This is a genomic window from Borborobacter xinjiangensis, assembly GCF_047739745.1.
In the GTDB taxonomy this organism is placed as follows: Bacteria; Pseudomonadota; Alphaproteobacteria; order Rhizobiales; family Rhizobiaceae; genus Pseudaminobacter.
The window spans coordinates 36,542-53,761 of the sequence record NZ_JBLLVA010000004.1; the positions used below are offsets into that span (position 1 = coordinate 36,542).

Consider the following 17,220-nt stretch of genomic DNA (forward strand, 5'->3'; position numbering starts at 1 on the left):
ATGCGCTCGCCACTGATAGACCGCCGCCATTTTCTCAAGGCAGCCGGCGCGACCTTCTTTGCCGGCCTCTCCGCGCCGGCCCGCGCGTCGACCCTCGACACCGATGCTGTGTTCGCCACGGCCTTCCAGAAACGCGACGGCAGCTTCGGCGCGGCGATCCTCTCGGAAGCCGGCAAAATACTGCATCAGGTCGCCCTCCCCGACCGCGGACATGACGTCGCCTTCGATCCGGTATTGCGGCAGTCCGTGGTGTTTGCCCGCCAGCCCGGCACCTTCGCGGTGGTGTTCGACCATTCCGGGCGGCGCGCGCCTGTGACCATCGCCAGCGTGCCCGACAGGCATTTCTTCGGCCATGGCGTATTTTCACCCGACGGCGCGCTGCTTTACGCCACCGAAAACGACTTCGACAACGCAGCCGGCATGGTCGGCATCTATGACGCCCGCGACAATTTCCGGCGTCTCGGCGAATTTCCGACCCATGGCGTCGGCCCGCACGAACTCCTGCTTCTCGGCGACGGCACAACGCTCGCCATCGCCAATGGCGGGATTGAAACCCATCCGGATTTCGGCCGGGCCAAGCTCAATCTCTCGACCATGAAGCCGTCGCTGGTCTTTGTCGACCGGATCTCGGGCGATCTGCTCGAAAGCCACGAATTGCCGGCCGCGCTGCACAGGCTTTCCATCCGCCACATGGACATCGACGCCGCCGGCACGGTGTGGTTCGGCTGCCAGCACGAGGGGCCGGCGACCGAAACGCCGCTGCTGGTCGGCCGCGCCGCACTCGGCCGGGACCTGCAACTGATCGACATGCCCGACGATGTCCTTGGCGGCTTCCGCAACTATATCGGCTCGGTCGCGGCCAATCGCGATGCGGGCACTGTCGCGGTGTCCTCGCCGCAGGGCAATTGCTTCGCCGTTTTCGATGCCGCAAGCGGCCGCGTGGTCGCCAGCCACGACCTCCGGGAAGTCTGCGGCCTTGCGCCCGATCACGCCGCCTTTCGCGCCACCACCGGCACCGGCGAAATCGCCGATCCGAAAGGCAGCCTCACCCACAATCCGGATTTCGTCTGGGACAACCACCTGCTGCGTATAGGCTGACCATCGCGCCGCATCGGCCGCTCCGTCTCTGGCCTCATCGTTCAGTCGGCTGGCGCTTGCCTGTCACGGACATTTGGTTCAAAAACGTCCGCTTGTCCGCAAGTGCTTCGCTTGCCACGAAGAGCGCGACGTCTCGGCATAAGCGTCGGCCGCGCGATTTGAAAGTTGGAAAAATGTCTGTTGCCGACGCCGGCGCGCAAGCTGCCGGAAGCCTTTGGCGCCGCGAGATCGGCGCAATGCTGGCATTGAGCTGGCCGATGATCCTCACCAACCTTGCCCAGACGGCAATGACGGCGACGGACGTCATGATTCTCGGCCATGTCAGCGCGACCACGCTGGCCGCAAGCGCGCTGGGCGCCAACCTTTACTTTGCGCCGCTGATCTTCGGTCTCGGGCTGATGCTTGCGACCGTTCCGATGATGGCGCGAGAGGTCGGACGCAACCGGCATTCGGTGCGCGACTTGCGCCGCACGGTGCGCCAGGGTCTCTGGGCCGCCGTGCTGATCACCATTCCGATCTGGGTTCTGCTGTGGAACGGCGAGACCATTCTGCTGGCGATGGGACAGGAGCCGGCGCTGGCGGCGGAAGCCGGCATCTATCTGCATGCGCTGCAATGGGGCCTGCTGCCGTTCTATTGCTACATCGTGCTGCGCTCCTTCATCGCCACGCTCGAGCGTCCCGGCTGGGCGACGGTGGTGGCTTTCGTGGCAGTCGGCTTCAACGCGCTCGCCAACTGGGCGCTGGTGTTCGGCAAGCTGGGCTTCCCGGAACTCGGCATTGTCGGCTCGGGCATCGCCACCAGCCTTTCCAGCCTGCTGATGTTTCTCGGCATGGCGCTGGTGGTGTCGCTTGACCGCCGCTTCCGCCGCTACCGCCTGTTTGGACGCTTCTGGCGCTCCGACTGGCCAAGGCTTGCCGAACTGATGCGGCTCGGCCTGCCGATCGCCGCCATGATGGCCTTCGAGGTGACCCTGTTCAACGCTGCCGCCTTCATGATGGGGCTGATCGACGCCGCCTCGCTTGCCGCCTATGCCATCGCCATCCAGATCTGCTCGATCAGCTTCATGGTGCCGCTCGGCGTCAACCAGGCAGCCACCGTGCGCGTCGGCATCGCCTATGGCGCCGGCGATCCGCACGGTATCAGCCGCGCGGGCTGGACGGCCTATGTGATCGGCGTCGGCTTCATGGCGCTGGCGGCGCTGGCGATGATTGCAGCGCCCCACACGCTCATCGGCATATTCATCGATGCTGGCGATTCCGCCAACGCCGAGGTCATCGGCATCGCGGTGACGTTCCTGGCCTTTGCGGCGCTGTTCCAGATCGTCGACGGCGCGCAGGCAGTGGGAGCCGGCATGCTGCGCGGACTGCACGATACCAATATGCCGATGCTGTTCGCGGCGATCGGCTATTGGGGCATAGGCCTGCCGCTCGGCGCGCTGCTTGCCTTCCATTTCGGCCTGCGCGGCAACGGCGTCTGGATCGGCCTGTCACTCGGCCTGGCGGTGGTGGCGATGCTGTTGTTCGTGCGCTGGCTGCGGCGTGACCGGCTGGGGCTGACGCGGTTTCACCCCGGCGCCGAAACGGCGGCGTTCGCTGCGGGGCACTAGGTCGTGAGTCCACGACCTAGATGTGAGCTTTCGGTGGGTTGTCCATCCGATCCGCGCCGGGAAAGCAATGGATTGCGTTCGGCTGGAGCCTCGTGCTTATCTAAGCTCTTGTTTTGACGCGTGATCTTGCCTGGAAATTCCGGACACGGATCAGGCTTTGAGAGCGGCAATAAAAAGGGACCCGGTGCATGCCTAGAACCGATATCGCCCGGCGCGTCTACAATCATGCCTGGAAGCTCGACCCGATCGTGCGCAGCCTGCTCGATACCGACTTCTACAAGCTTTTGATGCTGCAGATGATCTGGGGCATGTATCCCAAGGTCGACGCCACCTTCTCGCTCATCAATCGTACCACCTCGGTCAAGCTCGCCCATGAGATCGACGAACAGGAGTTGCGCGAACAACTCGACCATGCGCGCACGCTGCGCTTTACCAAGAAGGAAATGATCTGGCTGGGCGGCAACACCTTCTACGGCCACAAGCAGATTTTCGAGCCGGAGTTCCTCGCCTGGCTGCAGGATTTCCAGTTGCCGGAATACGAACTGACCAGCCGCGACGGCCAGTACCAGCTCGAATTCCACGGGCCCTGGATGTACACAACGCTGTGGGAAATCCCCGCGCTCGCCATCATCAACGAGTTGCGCTCGCGTTCGGCCATGCGGCCGTTCGGCCCGTTCGCGCTAGACGTGCTCTATGCGCGCGCCAAGGCCAAGCTCTGGGCCAAGACCGAGCGGCTGCGCAAGCTTCCCGACCTCAACATCTCCGATTTCGGCACGCGCCGCCGCCACAGCTTCCTTTGGCAGCGCTGGTGTGTGGAAGCATTGAAGGAAGGCATCGGCTCGGCCTTCACCGGCACCTCCAACGTGCTGCTGGCGATGGACACCGACCTCGAGGCCCTCGGCACCAATGCGCACGAACTACCCATGGTGCTGGCCGCGCTGACCGACAGCGAGGAGGAACTCAAGCGCTCGCCCTATCGGGTGTTGCAGGACTGGCAGCGCTATTATGGCGGCAACCTGCTGATCGTGTTGCCAGACGCTTTCGGCACCACCGCCTTCCTGCGCGACGCGCCCGACTGGGTGGCGAACTGGACCGGCTTTCGCCCCGACAGCGCTCCGCCGATCGAGGCGGGCGAGAAGATCATGGCATGGTGGCGGCAGAAGGGCGTGGACCCGAAAAAGAAGCTGCTCATCTTCTCCGACGGGCTGGAGGTCGACACCATCGAGAAGGCCCATCGGCACTTCCACGGCAAGGTGCGCATGGCCTTCGGCTGGGGAACCAACCTCACCAACGATTTCGAGGGCTGTGCGCCGCAGGAAACCGAGGGCCTCACCGCCATTTCGCTGGTCTGCAAGGTTACCAAGGTCAATGGCCGCAACGCGGTGAAGCTCTCCGACAACCCTGCCAAGGCAACCGGCGACAAGCGCGAGCTGGAGCGCTATTTGCGCGTTTTCGGCGCGAAGGACCGCGTCGAACATCTGGTAAAGGTGTGAGCTAGGAACCAGGACACCGGCTGAGCTTTCAAACCGTCAAGCAGACAGGCGAGACTTTGGCGCTCCAATTATCAAGTTCAAAGTTACCCGTCCCGGTCGCAGCTTTATTTGCCGCTTTCTCGCTTCTGTCGGTAGGCCCCGCGTTCGCGCACGCCTCGGAACGCGGGCATGTGCTGCTCTTGCCGACCGGCTACTACATAGTCGGCGGCGCGCTGGCCGTCGCTGCGAGTTTCCTCGTCCTTGCTGTCCTTCCGCCGAAATGGCTCGAGCGGCTCTCGGCACAGCGGCTGGCGCTTTGGCCCATTGGCGATGGTCGCATCGTCACCAGCCTGCTTGTCTTCTCTTTCTTCGCATTGCTTGTCGCCGCCGGCTTCCTCGGCAGCCGCGATCCCTTGTCCAACCCGCTGCCGCTCACCGTCTGGACGCTGCTCTGGGTCGGGCTGACCCTCGCCCACGGCCTGTTCGGCAATCTCTGGGCCTGGATCAATCCATGGTACGGACCGTGGCGCATGCTTGCCGCCTTGTTTCCGGCATTGCATCGTCGAACCATGCCGGAATGGCTGGGCTACTGGCCCGCCTTCTTGCTGTTCTTCGCCTTCGCATGGTTCGAGCTGATCGACCCCGCACCCGACGATCCGGCGCGGCTTGCCTGGGCGGCCGGCCTCTACTGGCTTGTCAGCTTCGCGATGTCTGTCGTCTTCGGCCATGGCGATTGGAGCCGGCGCGGCGAATTCCTCTCGGTCTTCTTCTTCATGGTCTCGCGCTTCGCGGTGCTGGAGGCAACGCTCGCCAAAGGCCGTCGTCGGCTTTCACTGTGCTGGCCGGGGGCTAAGCTATGGTCCGCCAAGCCGCTGCCGCGAAGCGGCATGGCTTTCCTGCTCCTGACGCTCAGTTCAGTCTCGTTCGACGGCCTGTCAAAGACCTTCTTCTGGCTCGGCTTGAACGGCGTCAACCCGCTGGAGTTTCCCGGACGCTCGGCCGTCATCGGCGCCAACACCATCGGCCTTGCACTGATGCTTGCCGCCCTTGCCGGCATCTATCTCGCCGCGATCGCGCTTGGCGAGGGCCTCGCCAAAAGCCGAACTGCCTTCGCGCAATCGGCCGGCCTGCTGGTCTGGTCGATCGTGCCGATCGCGCTCGCCTATCATTTCTCACATTATCTGGCAGCGTTTCTGGTCGATGGCCAATATGCGATGGTCGCGCTTTCCGATCCGTTCGCGCGCGGTTGGGACCTGCTCGGCACGGCTGGATATCACGTCAGCGCCGGCGTGGTCGCCGGCCACGATTCCGCCCAGGCTCTGTGGAACGCACAAGCTGCGGCGATCGTCGGAGGGCATGTGCTGGCGGTACTCGTCGCGCATGGGCTGGCGTTTCGCCTGCACCCGACCGCCTCGCGGGCGACGCTCAGCCAGTTGCCGCTGACCGTTCTGATGATCTTCTACACCGTGTTCGGCCTGTGGCTGCTGTCGACGCCGACCGCTGGTTAGACCCGGTATTTGCGCGAGGCAGGCGCTATTGCCATGTCCGGGCTTTGATGGTTTAGCTTGTGGAAATGCTATCGGCCGTTCAAAAAAGCGGGCGCGGCGACCGGGTTCAAAAGCCGGTCGGCACCTGAGAAACGAGGGGAGCAGGCATGACTGACACCAGCAGATTTTCCGCCCGGCGGGGCTTGCGGATCGATCGTCGTACCGCCTTGAAGGGCCTCGCCGCATCGGCCGGTCTCGCGGCTGCCCCAGGCTTCGTGCGCTATTCCCAGGCGCAAAGTTCCGCACCGATCAGAATAGGTTTTCAGTCGCATCGCACCGGCATCGGCGCCGCCTATGGGCGCTGGTACGAGAAGACCACGAACGCCGCCGTCAAGCAGATCAACGATGCCGGCGGCATCAATGGCCGCCCGATCGAGATCGTCATCGAGGACGACGGCACCGATGCCAAGCGCGGTGCCGAGGTGGTTGCCAAATTCGCCAGCCAGCACAAGACCGATATCGTCTATGGCACGCTGTTTTCGCACGTGGTCACCGGCTCGGCCCCCACGGCCGGCGAGTTGAAGATACCTTATTACGTCGTCAGTGAAGGCTATCACGTCGCCTCCGGCAAGCTCAATCGCTACTGTCTGCAGCCCGGCATCACCGACGTGCGCAGCCAGGTGACTTCGGTCGCGCCGTGGATTGCCGCCAATGCCGGCAAGAAGGTCACCATGATCTTTCCCGACTATGCATTCGGCTACGACCACCGCGACTACCTGCCGCCGGCGCTGAAGGCGCAGGGCGCCGAAGTGATCGCGCAGATCGCCATTCCGCCGACGGAAAGCTCGTTCACCCGCTATTTCCCGCAAATTCCTGCTGAAACCGAGGTGATCTATCATGTCATGGTCGGGCCGGCGGTGCTGACCTTCGTCAAGGAGCTCGGCGAGTTCTACGGCTCGAACCGGCCGCAGCTTTTCGGCTTCATCGATTCGCTCGAAGCCGTCGACATCAACAGTCCGGGGCTCGAATTCCTCGACGGCAGCCACTTTTGGGAAGGCTCGCCGCGCTATGCGCAGCCGAACGATTCGGAAGCGCAGAAGGCCTATCGCGCCGCCGTCGGCATCGATGACAATGGCGCGGCCGTCGGCGACCCCAAGGACGTCTCGACCGCCGCCCATATGTTCGGCTGCTGGGAAACCCTCTACGTCATCAAGAAGGCGATGGAAGATAGCGGCTACAAGGGCCCCGAGGACCGCGCCAAGCTCATCGAGGCGACCGAGGCGCTGACCGAGTTCAAGGAAGGCAACGAGCACCCGCAGGGCGACAAGAAGTTCAACGGCAAGATCCACCAGTGCTTCGGCCACCAGAACATTTCGAAGCTGGAAGGCGGCCGGCTGAACGTGGTTCACCGCACTTCCATCGAAGACGGCATGTACGAGCCGGAGGCGGACTATACGACGCAGCCACTGTAGGCCACGATCCCGAAAGCCGAACTGGTTTCGGAAAGATCGTGCTTCATTAAGCGGATAGAGTAAGCGGACGTCAAACGAAACGCCCTCTAGCTCTGGTTCACTTGTCGGCACGGTAATGAAGTCGTATATACGACTTCATTACACACTGGGGAGAGCGTCCATGGCCAAGGAAGCCGTTTTCACCATGAAGCTGGAGCCGGAGCTCCGCGACGCTTTCATGGCTGCAGCCGAGGCTGCAGATCGACCGGCCTCCCAAATTGTCCGCGAAATGATGCGCGATTTTGTCAGATCGCGAGAGGAAGAAGAGCGCAGCTATCTCGACTTCCTGCAACGCAAGGTTGAAATTTCGCGCAAGCAGTTCGAAGCCGGCATGAGTTTTTCTCAGGAGGAAATCGAAACGGAAGTCGCGGCCAGGCGAAAAAAGCTGCTTGCTCGGGCTAAAGAGGCTTAGCCGTGAGGGTTAGGTGGTCCGTCGCCGCCAAACTGAACCTTGCCAAGATTATTGAGTTCATAGCCGTTGAGAATCCTTACGCCGCCGCGCGGATGGATGAGCTTTTGTATAATGCCACCGCCAGACTGGCAGATTTTCCGAATTCCGGAAGGCCCGGCCTGCTTCCGGGTACACGCGAATTGCTTCCGCACAGAAACTATCGGATCGTCTATGATCTTGATGCAGGAACGATCCGTATTCTTGCGGTAGTGCATACATCGCGCCAGTGGCCACCGCCCGCAGAAAACGGTAACGCCTGAATGGCTTTCGCACCGCATCTCCTGCTTGCCACGCTCGAAGGTCTCGTCACCAGCGCCGTGCTGGCGTTGATGGCGCTCGGCCTGTCGCTGGTGTTCGGGGTCATGCGCGTGGTCAACGTCGCCCATGGCGAATTCTACATGCTAGGGGCCGTGCTTGCCTGGTGGATCGCCTCGCTGGTCAGCGGCCATCCGGCGCTCGGCTTCCTGGCGGCGCTGATCGTCAGCCCGCTCATCGTCGGCGCGGTCGCGCTCGCCGCCGACCGCCTGGTGCTGCGCCGGCTGAACTACGATCCCGAAGCGACCATCGTCGCCACGATCGGCCTGCTCTACATCATCCAGCAGCTTGCCCTCACCTTCTACGGGCCGCAGGCGCGCCCCGTCGATGCGCCCTTCAGCTATCGCATCCTGTTCCCGTGGTTCGGCTATTCCGGCTACAAGCTGTCGATCATCGCCGTTTCGATCTTGTTGCTGCTGGCGACCTGGTTCGTGCTCAGCCGCACGCGGATGGGGCTCGTCATGCGCGCCACGCAATATGACCGCGAAACCGCCCAGGCTTTCGGCATTCCGGTGGGGCGCGTCTATGCCGGCGTCTTCGCGCTCGGCGCCATGCTGGCGGCCATCGCCGCCGTGCTGATCGTTCCGATCACCCAGGCGCATTATCTCATGGGCCTCGATCCGCTGCTTTTGTCCTTCATCGTCGTCATCATCGGCGGGCTTGGTTCGCTACGCGGGACTGTGGTCGCCGCCCTGCTGATCGGCGTGTCCGATGGCGTCATCTCGGCCTTCTTCTCGCCAACGCTCGCCAAGATCATCGCGACGCTTGCGGTTGCAATGGTGCTGGTGTTTCGGCCGCAGGGCCTGTTCGGGTCCGCCGTCAGATGAGGACATCCGCCCTCTCCGCCAAGGTGCTGGCGCTGCATGCGGCGGTGGTCGTCATTCTGTTCGCGCTGAATTTCGTGCTGCCCGCATACCATCACAGCGTGCTTGCCCGCGTCATGCTGCTTGCCGTGTTTGCCATGGGCTACAATATCCTGTTCGGCTATGCCGGCCTGCTCAGCCTGGGCCACGCAATGTTCTTCTCGGCGGGACTCTACGGCGCCGGCCTCACCGCCTACCATCTCGGCTGGAGCATGCCCGCCGGCTTCGCGGCCGGCATCGCCTGCGGCGCGCTGCTTGCGCTCGTCATCGGGGTGCTTGCGCTGCGCACCACCGGCGTCGCCTTCATGATCGTCACCATGATGTTCGCGCAGGTGTTCTATCTCCTCACCTTCTATTTCGCCGAATGGACCCGCGGCGACGGCGGCATCGTGCTCGGCCGTGAAACACGCCGCATCGTCGTGGGCGATGTCCATCTCGACATGACCGAGCCGACGACGCGCTACATGCTGGCGCTGGCGGTGTTCTCGATCGTGCTTTTCATCACGCTCATTGCCGTGCGCTCCGCCTTCGGCCGCGTGCTGGTGGCGATCCGCGAAAACGAGGAACGCACCAGGATGCTGGGCTTCGACACTTTCGCCAACAAGCTGGCGGCGGTTGTCCTGTCGGGCACCATCTGCGCGACGGCGGGAGCAGCCTATGCGCTGCTGTTCGGCTATATCGGCTCGACCTTTGCCGGCGTGCAATATTCGATCCTGCCGCTGCTGTGGGTGCTGCTCGGCGGCGCAGCGACAACGCTCGGCCCCTTCGTCGGCACGCTGTTCATGTACTATGTCATCGACATCACCTCGAGCTATACGTCGGCCTATCTGCTGATCGTCGGCGCCGCCCTTATCCTGCTCGTGCTTTTCTTCCCGAAAGGCATTCTCGGCACCATCCGCGAGCGCTGGGTCAAGTGGCTGCCATGACGCCGCTGCTCACGACACACGGGCTGACAAAGACCTATGGCGGCCTGCATGCCGTCGAGCATGTCGATTTTTCGCTGAAGTCCGGCGAGATCCGCGCCATTATCGGACCGAACGGCGCCGGCAAGACCACCTTCGTCAGCCTCGTGTGCGGCCGCGTGCCGCCAACCTCGGGCACGATTATTTTCGACGGCGAAGACATCACGCAGATGCCGGCGCACCGGCGCGTCCGGCGCGGCATCGCCTACACGTTCCAGATCACCAGCGTGTTCGGCCATCTCAGCGCCTATGACAATGTCGCCCTGCCGGCGCAGCGCACATTGGAAGACGGCAGTTCCAGCGGCCGCCTCCACTCGGCGGTCATGAGCGCGCTGGAGCGCACCGGCCTTGCCGAGCGCGCCGACACACCCGCCGGCACGCTTTCCTACGGCCACCAGCGGTTGCTTGAAGTGGCCATGGGCCTCGCCCTCAAGCCGCGCCTGCTCATTCTTGACGAGCCGACGCAGGGGCTTTCCGACGGAGAGATCGCCAGCTTCATGGAACTGGTGCGCGAAATCGCCAGCGAGGCGACCGTGCTTTTGATCGAGCACAATATGGACGTGGTGATGGGGCTTGCCGGGCGCATCACGGTTATGAATGCCGGCCGCATTCTCGCCGAGGGCACGCCAAAAGAGATTTCCGCCAACGACGCGGTCCAGCGCGCCTATCTCGGGACGGAAAACCATGGCTGATGCGCTGACCATCACCGGTCTCGACTGCTTCTATGGCGAAGTCCAGGTGCTGCACGGCCTGGACCTTGCGCTGAAGCGGGGTGAGGTTCTCTGCCTGCTCGGCCGCAACGGCGCCGGCAAGACGACGACGCTGAAGGCGATCATGGGTCTTGTGCGCGCCCGTGCCGGCTCGATTAAGCTCGGCGACAAGGAACTGACCGCGCTTGCGGCTCACGAGGTGCCGAGGGCCGGCATCGCGTATGTCCCGCAGGGGCGGCGGCTGTTTGCCGAAATGACGGTCGCCGAAAACATCGAGATCGGCCTGATGACCTGCAACAAGGGCCGCGCGACGCGCGAGAACGTTCTGGAACTGTTTCCGATCCTGCGCGAGCGGCTCGGTCAGCGCTCCGGCACGCTTTCCGGCGGCGAGCAGCAGATGCTTGCCATGGCCCGCGCGCTCTGCCTCGAACCGGACGTGCTGCTGCTCGACGAGCCGACCGAAGGGTTGATGCCGTCGATGATCGCCCGAATCCGCGAAACGGTCGCCAGGCTACGCGAAAGCGGCGTCTCCACCATACTGGTCGAGCAGCGCGTCGATGCGGTTCTGTCGCTTGCCGACCGCGTCTCTTTCATCGAGAACGGCCGCAACCGCGAAACTCTCGAAGTCGAGCGTCTGCGCGAAGATCCCTCGCTGATCAAGCGCTATGTCGGCGTTGGCTGAGCAGGGCTCAGCCCTAGAAGAACACCAAGCTGGTCAGCAGGAACGTCGGCAACAGCACGATGCCCGACCACGCCATGTAGCCGAAGAAGCTTGGCATGTTGACGCCCTGGTTCTTGGCGATCGCGTAGACCATGAAGTTGGGCGCGTTGCCGATATAGGTCAGCGCGCCCATGAAGACCGCGCCGGCAGAGATCGCCACCAGCGTCGAGGCGAGCGTGGTCATTAGGTGCTGCGCATTTCCCCCGGCGAGCTCGAAGAAGACGAGATAGGTCGGCGCATTGTCGAGGAACCCCGAAAGCACGCCGGTCAGCCAGAAATAGGCGAGATCGTTCGGCTCGCCGGAAGGCAGCGTCACCATCGCCACCAGCGGCGCGAAGGCGCCGTCCATCCCTGCCTTCAAAATGGCAACCACGGGCACGATGCAGATGAAGATGCCGACGAAAAGCTTGGCAACCTCGCGGATCGGCTCCCATGCGAAGCCGTTGGCGGCGCGATATTCCTTGCGCGTAATGACGAGCGAGGTCAGCGCGAGCAAAACGATGATCGCGTCACGAACCAGGTTCTGCAATTCGACCTCCACGCCCTGCACTGAAAGGGCTATGCCGGGCTTCCAGGCGGCGGACAGAAGGATTGCGGCGATAACGCCGGCAAGCAGCGGCATGTTGGCAAGCCCGCGAATCCGCACCTTCGAATCCGGCGTCGGGTCCTTGATCTTCGGCATGCCTTCTTCGCGCAGGTGCAGCACCACATCCAGAACGATGAACACCGCCAGCACGATGCCGCCGACCAGCAGCGTCTCCTTGAAGATGTGCGTCGTCGTCCAGAAGAAATCGACGCCGCGCAGAAAGCCGACGAACAACGGCGGGTCGCCGAGCGGCGTCAGCGAGCCGCCGATGTTGGAAACGAGGAAGATGAAAAAGACGATAACATGGGCGTTGAACGGCCGATTGTCATTGGCGCGGATAATCGGCCGGATCATGATCATCGAAGCGCCTGTGGTTCCCACCACCGAAGCCATCAGCGCGCCGATGACCAGAAGTGTCGTGTTGACCATCGGCGTGCCATGGATGTTGCCGGCCACCAGAATGCCGCCTGCGATGGTGAACAGCGCAAACAGAAGGATGATAAACGACATATATTCGAGCAACAGCGCGTGAAGCACCGCCTCGCTGGCGGCAGGTAGGCCATAGAAAAACGCCATCGGCACCACCGCCAACGCCGACCAGGCAGCGGTGATCTTGCCGTAATGATGCTCCCACAGATGCGGATAGACGAGCGGGCCGGTCGCGATCGACAGGAGCAGGCCGACAAAGGGAAGCGCCCACCACAGCGACATGCTGGCGCCCGGCAGCCCATGTTCTTCGGCCGCCATGGCAAATCCAGTCGCGCCAAGCAACATGACGGCAGCAAGACCCGCCGCCATGACCTTCGATGGCCGCATAAGATTATCCTTCCTTGAAATCGCTACGTCTTCGTCGATGAAATTCACGACCTAGGCCAGCTTGACGCCCGCCTCTTTCATTTTTCCCAGCATTACCTCGAGCGAGCCGCCGAGATCGATGGCGCGGCAGGCATCGAGCCGCACGCTGACGTCGAAGCCATGGCCGATCGCATCGAGCGCCGAAAAGGCCACGCAGAAATCGGTCGCCAGACCGGCAAGCGTGATTTTATCAATGCCGCGCTCGCGCAGATAGCCGGCAAGGCCGGTCGGCGTGGTGCGGTCATTCTCGAAAAACGCCGAATAGCTGTCGATCTGGCGGTTATAGCCCTTGCGCAGCACCAGTTCGGCCTTGGCCCATTTCAGCGCCGGATGGAAAGCGGCGCCACCCGACCCCTGGATGCAATGGTCGGGCCAAAGCGTTTGCTCGCCATAGGGCATGGTCGTCGTCTCGAAAGGCTGACGGCCCGGATGGTTCGAGGCGAAGCTCGAATGGTTGGCCGGGTGCCAGTCCTGCGTCAGCACCACGTGCTCGAAGCCGGCGATCATCTCGTTGATCAGCGGCACGATATCGCCGCCGCCGGCAACCGCCAGGCTGCCTCCCGGACAGAAATCGTTCTGCACATCGACAACGATCAGCGCCTCGCCCGCCATGTAACCTTCGCCTTCTTCCCCGGAAAATCGGAAAGTCGTCCAGAAGGCCACTTGCGTCAACCGCCAATCGGCAAAAAGCGACCCATGGTGACCCTTGCGCGACATGAAACCACGCCTTGAAATCCCGCCTGGTGGCGTTATCATTTGTATACGAACGAATTTGACCGTCCGCTGAATTGCGCGCATGCGTCCATCCGGGCGTGGAAGAACGCAAAATCCGCCGAACCCGGGCAGCTTGGCGTCGACATTCGTCGGAACCGGGAGGCAGTGCGTGATCCGTTACGCGAAACCCACCAATGTCGAGGCGGCGCTGGCGCTGCTCGCCGAAGGGCCGTGGCGGATACTTGCAGGCGGCACCGATTTCTATCCGGCGCTCGGCAACCGCCCGCTCAGCGAGAATGTGCTGGACATCAACGGTCTTGCCGAACTTCGCGGCATCTCCGAAACGGCGACGCATATCGTCATCGGCGCGCGCACCACCTGGACCGATGTCATCCGCCATGATCTGCCCGCTGCTTTCGACGGGCTGAAGCTTGCCGCGCGCGAGGTCGGATCGATCCAGATCCAGAACATGGCGTCGGTCGCCGGCAATCTGTGCAACGCCTCGCCGGCGGCGGACGGCGTGCCGCCGCTTCTGACGCTGGATGCCGAGGTGGAAATCCGATCCGCCGGCGCGACCCGTTTCATGCCGCTCGGCTGCTTCATTCTCGGCAATCGCCGCACCGCTCTTCTGCCCAGTGAACTGATGACCGCGCTCCACATTCCGAAGGCATCGGCGGCCGGTTCGTCGTCATTCTGCAAACTCGGCGCACGCCGCTATCTGGTCATCTCCATTGCCATGGCCGCGGCGCGCATCGTGGTCACGAACCGCAGCGTCGAACATGCGACGGTCGCGGTCGGCTCCTGCTCGGCGGTTGCGAGGCGGCTCGCCGGCATCGAAGCCGCTCTGCGCGGGGTGCCGGTTACGGAGCTTGCCGAAGCGGTCGCTGGCGCGCCGATCGATGAGCTTGCACCGATCGACGATGTGCGAGCCAGCGCCGACTACAGGCGCGAGGCGGCCCGCGAGATCGTCACGCGCGCCGTGCTGGCCGCCGCCGATCCCACCGCCAACGTTCCGGTGGCGGCATGAGCGGCGCGCGCATGGAGATCGCCTTCACCGTCAATGGCGATGCCGTCTCCGTCGAGGCCGCGCCGGTCCAGCGCCTGTCTTCGGTGCTGCGCGACGAATTGCGGCTGACCGGCACCAAGGTCGGCTGCGATGCCGGCGATTGCGGCGCCTGCACCGTGCTTCTCGACGATCAGCCGGTCTGCGCCTGCCTTGTCCCCGCAGCTTCCGTCGCCGGATTGCAGGTGCGCACCGTCGAGGGCCTCGCTAACGGCAGCCTGTCGGCCCTGCAGGTCTCCTTCCTGCGCCATGGTGCGGCCCAATGCGGCATCTGCACGCCGGGCATGCTGATGGCTGCGACCGCCCTTCTGGAGCGCAATCCGCATCCGGTCGAGGAGGAGGTGAAGGACGCGCTCGGCGGCGTTCTCTGCCGCTGCACCGGCTACCGCAAGATCATCAGCGCGGTGATGGATGCGTCGAATCTCTCCCCGGCGGCGCGCCAGCAGGCGCAACTCGACGACGTCGATTTTCGCCTCCCTCCCGCCGGCCAGGCAGTCGGTGCTTCGCCGGTCCGGCTCGACGGGGTTGCCAAGGTCAATGGCACGGAAAAATTCGGCGCCGACAGCTTTCCGGCCGACGCGCTTGCCGTGGCGGTCATCCGTTCGCCGCATCATCACGCGCGCTTCGCCTTCGGTGATCTCGAAGCGTACCAGGCCGAACATCCCGGCATCGTCGCCATCTTCACCGCCGCCGATATCCCTGGCGAAAATACCTTCGGTGTCATCCCGCCCTTCGCCGATCAGCCGGCGCTGGCCGAAGGTAGCGCGCGTTTCCGTGGCGAGGCGGTGGCGCTCGTTGCCGGAGAGCCTGACGCCATCGGGGCCCTCGACCTCTCCTCCTTCCCCATCATCTGGACCGAGCTGTCGCCCCTGCTCGACACCAACGAGGCACAGGCCGGCGATGCCGCGCTGCTCCACGCCGCACGCGCCGGCAATGTGCTCACCCAGGGCTTCGTCGAGCGTGGCGATCCTGAAACCGCGCTGGCGGCGGCCGCGCACATTGTCTCGGGCGTGATCGAGACCTCCTATGTCGAGCACGCCTATATCGAGCCGGAAGCCGGTTTCGCCCATATGGACGGCGATACGCTGGTCGTCACCGCCTGCACGCAGGCGCCCTTTATGGACCGCGCCGACACGGCGCGCGTGCTCGGCCTTGCGCCCGAAAAGGTCCGTATCGTGCCGACCGCCGCCGGCGGCGGCTTCGGTTCCAAGCTCGACCTTTCGGTGCAGCCGCTGGTCGGGCTGGTGGCGCTGAAGACCAGCCGTCCGGCCGCGCTCTGCTATACGCGCGGCGAATCCATGATGTCGACCACCAAGCGCCACCCGGCCTTGATGCGGGCGACAATCGGAGCGGATGCCGAAGGCCGTGTTTGTGGCATGGTCTTTTCAGGCGATTTCAACACCGGCGCCTATGCGAGCTGGGGACCGACGGTGGCGAACCGCGTCCCGGTTCACGCTTCCGGCCCCTATGTGACCCCCAACTATCGGGCGCTTGGGCGCGCAATTCACACCAATGGACCGATCTCCGGGGCATTTCGTGGCTTCGGCGTGCCGCAGGCGACCATCTGCCAGGAAACGCTGTACGACGCGCTTGCCGAACAAGCCGGTCTCGACCGGCTGGAATTTCGCTTGAGAAACGCGCTTCGCAACGGCTCCGAAACGGTCACCGGCCAACTGCTCGCCGAAGGCGTCGGCATCGCCGATTGCCTGGAGGCGCTGAACCCGCACTGGCAACGCGCGCTGGCCGATGCCGAGCAGTTCAACGCCACAAATCGTGAAACGAAGCGCGGCGTCGGCGTCGCCTCCTGCTGGTATGGCTGCGGCAATACCTCGCTGCCCAATCCCTCGACCATCAAGCTTGGCATTTCGCCCGACGGCCGCGTGGTGCTGCATCAGGGCGCGGTCGATATCGGCCAGGGCTCGAACACGGTCATTGCCCAGATCGCCGCAGATGCGCTCGGCGTGCCTCTGGCGCAGATAGTGCTGAAGGGAGCCGACACTGCCATCACGCCCGATGCCGGCAAGACCTCCGCCTCGCGCCAGACTTACGTGTCCGGCAAGGCAGCGGAAAAGGCGGCACGAAGCCTGCGCGACAAGATCCTGCGCTTCGCCAATGTTTCCGATCACGCAACGCTCGGCTTCGAAAATGCAGCGCTGCTCATCCGCGAGGGCGAGGCCACCCGCCGCATCGATCTTGCCGATCTTGTCCCCGATGCCGACGGCCTCGTTTTCAGGGCCGAGGCAACTTATGACCCGCCCACCACGCCGCTGAACGAAAAAGGCCAGGGCACGCCCTATGCCGTCTTCGGCTATGGCGCGCAGATCGCCGAACTGGAGGTCGATCTCAAGCTCGGAACCGTCAGGCTGGTCAAGTTCACCGCCGCGCATGATGTCGGCCGCGCCATCAATCCGCTGCTGGCGCAAGGCCAGATCGAGGGCGGCATCGCGCAAGGCATCGGCATGGCGCTGATGGAGGAATATGTTCCCGGCCGCACCGAGAATTTGCATGACTATCTCATTCCCACGATCGGCGACATACCGCCGATCGAAACCATCCTGGTAGAAGTTCCGGACCCGGAAGGACCCTTTGGCGCCAAGGGGTTGGGCGAACATGTGCTGATCCCGACCGCCCCCGCCATCCTCAACGCAATCCGCCACGCCACCGGCGTTCTGGTCACCAGGCTCCCTGCCACGCCATCACGCATCCGTGCTGCGATGAAAGAGGCGGGACGATGATGAGGGCGCAACGTTGCGGAAGGATCTCTTCTCCCCGTTTACGGGGAGAAGATGCCGGCAGGCAGATGAG

The 17,220-nt window shown here is 63.7% G+C and carries 15 protein-coding genes; 13 read left to right on the plus strand and 2 right to left on the minus strand.

Features of this window, described 5'->3' with window-relative positions; all coding sequences use genetic code 11:
* The 11 genes from ACLKMW_RS06815 (at position 1) to ACLKMW_RS06865 (ending at position 11,158) form a co-directional block, all read left to right on the plus strand.
* Positions 1-1,098, plus strand: coding sequence for a DUF1513 domain-containing protein (locus ACLKMW_RS06815; RefSeq protein WP_415723652.1), 1,098 nt, complete (start codon positions 1-3; stop codon positions 1,096-1,098).
* A gap of 173 nt (positions 1,099-1,271) precedes the next feature.
* Positions 1,272-2,705 carry an MATE family efflux transporter gene (locus ACLKMW_RS06820; RefSeq protein WP_415723653.1) on the plus strand — a complete coding sequence of 478 codons (1,434 nt, stop codon included), beginning with the start codon at positions 1,272-1,274 and terminating at the stop codon, positions 2,703-2,705.
* Between the two features lie 188 nt (positions 2,706-2,893).
* Positions 2,894-4,198: a nicotinate phosphoribosyltransferase gene (pncB, locus tag ACLKMW_RS06825; RefSeq protein WP_415723654.1), complete on the plus strand. Its 1,305-nt coding sequence runs from the start codon at positions 2,894-2,896 to the stop codon at positions 4,196-4,198.
* Positions 4,199-4,254: 56 nt separating this feature from the next.
* On the plus strand, positions 4,255-5,685 hold the full coding sequence (locus ACLKMW_RS06830) for a hypothetical protein (RefSeq protein WP_415723655.1): 1,431 nt from the start codon (positions 4,255-4,257) through the stop codon (positions 5,683-5,685).
* A 146-nt stretch (positions 5,686-5,831) separates the two neighbouring features.
* Positions 5,832-7,136 (plus strand): ABC transporter substrate-binding protein, encoded by a 1,305-nt coding sequence (locus ACLKMW_RS06835; protein WP_415723656.1) that lies wholly within the window; start codon positions 5,832-5,834, stop codon positions 7,134-7,136.
* Positions 7,137-7,320: 184 nt separating this feature from the next.
* Positions 7,321-7,587, plus strand: coding sequence for an antitoxin of toxin-antitoxin stability system (locus ACLKMW_RS06840; RefSeq protein ID WP_415723657.1), 267 nt, complete (start codon positions 7,321-7,323; stop codon positions 7,585-7,587).
* A gap of 2 nt (positions 7,588-7,589) precedes the next feature.
* A complete protein-coding gene (locus ACLKMW_RS06845; protein ID WP_415723658.1) occupies positions 7,590-7,886 on the plus strand; it encodes a type II toxin-antitoxin system RelE/ParE family toxin in 297 nt (98 codons plus the stop codon).
* Positions 7,887-8,768 (plus strand): branched-chain amino acid ABC transporter permease, encoded by an 882-nt coding sequence (locus ACLKMW_RS06850; RefSeq protein WP_415723659.1) that lies wholly within the window; start codon positions 7,887-7,889, stop codon positions 8,766-8,768.
* A complete protein-coding gene (locus ACLKMW_RS06855) occupies positions 8,765-9,730 on the plus strand; it encodes a branched-chain amino acid ABC transporter permease (RefSeq protein WP_415723660.1) in 966 nt (321 codons plus the stop codon). Before ACLKMW_RS06850 ends, ACLKMW_RS06855 begins: the two co-directional genes overlap by 4 nt.
* Positions 9,727-10,458 carry an ABC transporter ATP-binding protein gene (locus ACLKMW_RS06860; protein WP_415723661.1) on the plus strand — a complete coding sequence of 244 codons (732 nt, stop codon included), beginning with the start codon at positions 9,727-9,729 and terminating at the stop codon, positions 10,456-10,458. Before ACLKMW_RS06855 ends, ACLKMW_RS06860 begins: the two co-directional genes overlap by 4 nt.
* The gene (locus tag ACLKMW_RS06865) at positions 10,451-11,158 is read left to right on the plus strand and encodes an ABC transporter ATP-binding protein (protein WP_415723662.1); all 708 of its coding nucleotides are present in this window, start codon (positions 10,451-10,453) and stop codon (positions 11,156-11,158) included. Before ACLKMW_RS06860 ends, ACLKMW_RS06865 begins: the two co-directional genes overlap by 8 nt.
* Before the next feature lie 13 nt (positions 11,159-11,171).
* On the opposite strand, the gene ACLKMW_RS06870 is transcribed toward ACLKMW_RS06865, so the two are convergent.
* Both ACLKMW_RS06870 and pncA read right to left on the minus strand, forming a co-directional pair.
* Entirely contained in the window at positions 11,172-12,581 is a 1,410-nt protein-coding gene (locus ACLKMW_RS06870; RefSeq protein ID WP_415723870.1) for a sodium:proton antiporter, read from the minus strand.
* Positions 12,582-12,650: 69 nt separating this feature from the next.
* Positions 12,651-13,250 carry a bifunctional nicotinamidase/pyrazinamidase gene (gene pncA / locus ACLKMW_RS06875; RefSeq protein ID WP_415723871.1) on the minus strand — a complete coding sequence of 200 codons (600 nt, stop codon included), beginning with the start codon at positions 13,248-13,250 and terminating at the stop codon, positions 12,651-12,653.
* 271 nt (positions 13,251-13,521) lie between these two features.
* Here pncA and ACLKMW_RS06880 point away from each other — a divergent pair, with 271 nt between their 5' ends.
* Together ACLKMW_RS06880 and ACLKMW_RS06885 are read left to right on the plus strand one after the other, a co-directional pair.
* Positions 13,522-14,379, plus strand: a complete 858-nt coding sequence (locus ACLKMW_RS06880; protein ID WP_415723663.1) for an FAD binding domain-containing protein — start codon at positions 13,522-13,524, stop codon at positions 14,377-14,379.
* A complete protein-coding gene (locus ACLKMW_RS06885; protein ID WP_415723664.1) occupies positions 14,376-17,150 on the plus strand; it encodes a molybdopterin-dependent oxidoreductase in 2,775 nt (924 codons plus the stop codon). Before ACLKMW_RS06880 ends, ACLKMW_RS06885 begins: the two co-directional genes overlap by 4 nt.
* The last annotated feature ends 70 nt before the right edge of the window (positions 17,151-17,220 follow it).

Excerpts from the sequence above, each read along its gene's own strand:
- ACLKMW_RS06815 (WP_415723652.1), top strand. The coding sequence starts at position 1 with ATGCGCTCGCCACTGATAGACCGCCGCCATTTTCTCAAGGCAGCCGGC.
- ACLKMW_RS06820 (WP_415723653.1), top strand. The coding sequence starts at position 1,272 with ATGTCTGTTGCCGACGCCGGCGCGCAAGCTGCCGGAAGCCTTTGGCGC.
- pncB (WP_415723654.1), top strand. The coding sequence starts at position 2,894 with ATGCCTAGAACCGATATCGCCCGGCGCGTCTACAATCATGCCTGGAAG.
- ACLKMW_RS06835 (WP_415723656.1), top strand. The coding sequence starts at position 5,832 with ATGACTGACACCAGCAGATTTTCCGCCCGGCGGGGCTTGCGGATCGAT.
- ACLKMW_RS06840 (WP_415723657.1), top strand. The coding sequence starts at position 7,321 with ATGAAGCTGGAGCCGGAGCTCCGCGACGCTTTCATGGCTGCAGCCGAG.
- ACLKMW_RS06850 (WP_415723659.1), top strand. The coding sequence starts at position 7,887 with ATGGCTTTCGCACCGCATCTCCTGCTTGCCACGCTCGAAGGTCTCGTC.
- ACLKMW_RS06855 (WP_415723660.1), top strand. The coding sequence starts at position 8,765 with ATGAGGACATCCGCCCTCTCCGCCAAGGTGCTGGCGCTGCATGCGGCG.
- ACLKMW_RS06860 (WP_415723661.1), top strand. The coding sequence starts at position 9,727 with ATGACGCCGCTGCTCACGACACACGGGCTGACAAAGACCTATGGCGGC.
- ACLKMW_RS06865 (WP_415723662.1), top strand. The coding sequence starts at position 10,451 with ATGGCTGATGCGCTGACCATCACCGGTCTCGACTGCTTCTATGGCGAA.
- ACLKMW_RS06870 (WP_415723870.1), bottom strand. The coding sequence starts at position 12,581 with ATGGCGGCGGGTCTTGCTGCCGTCATGTTGCTTGGCGCGACTGGATTT.
- pncA (WP_415723871.1), bottom strand. The coding sequence starts at position 13,250 with ATGGCGGGCGAGGCGCTGATCGTTGTCGATGTGCAGAACGATTTCTGT.
- ACLKMW_RS06885 (WP_415723664.1), top strand. The coding sequence starts at position 14,376 with ATGAGCGGCGCGCGCATGGAGATCGCCTTCACCGTCAATGGCGATGCC.